Genomic DNA, 463 nt, shown 5'->3' with positions numbered 1-463 from the left:
GTGCGTTCCCGGAAACCTAATCGGGGTCCATAGGGGGGCTAAACTTGGACAAAAAAATCACCCCATACGAATTTTAAAAAAATCGATCCTCAGGGTAAAGCACTTTTCATCATAACTCCCTTATATATGCGGCGGGCCGAAGAGCCGCGCCTAAAACCTGGGCTTAAGCCCATTAAGGAGCTGTTATGAAATTATCTTTCCTGGTCCCCTTTTTCTGGGGTGAACTGCGCCGGAAGGCCAGGGAGAACGCAGAAAAAGGCGTTCCCCTGGACATCCTTTCGGATTTTGTCTTTAAAAGCCTTTTTACCGACGACAACGAGGACTCCCGTGATGCCCTGCGTCATCTCCTCTCCGCCTGTATTGGCCGCCCTGTCGCCTCCCTAGCTATTCAGAACAACGAACTCCTCCCGGAGTACCTTACAGGTAAAACGGTCCACCTGGACATACACCTCTATTTTAACGA

General features: G+C 50.1%; 1 protein-coding gene. It reads left to right on the top strand.

What is annotated here, in order from left to right; all coding sequences use genetic code 11:
• Positions 1 to 185: 185 nt before the first annotated feature.
• On the top strand, positions 186 to 463 hold a 278-nt coding region (locus TPRIMZ1_RS19395; protein WP_010263007.1), incomplete at its 3' end, for a PD-(D/E)XK nuclease family transposase.

The organism is Treponema primitia ZAS-1, from assembly GCF_000297095.1.
In the GTDB taxonomy this organism is placed as follows: Bacteria; Spirochaetota; Spirochaetia; order Treponematales; family Breznakiellaceae; genus Termitinema; species Termitinema primitia_A.
Note: the sequence above shows the minus strand (reverse complement) of the source record. Positions and strands in the feature narration are given on the sequence as shown.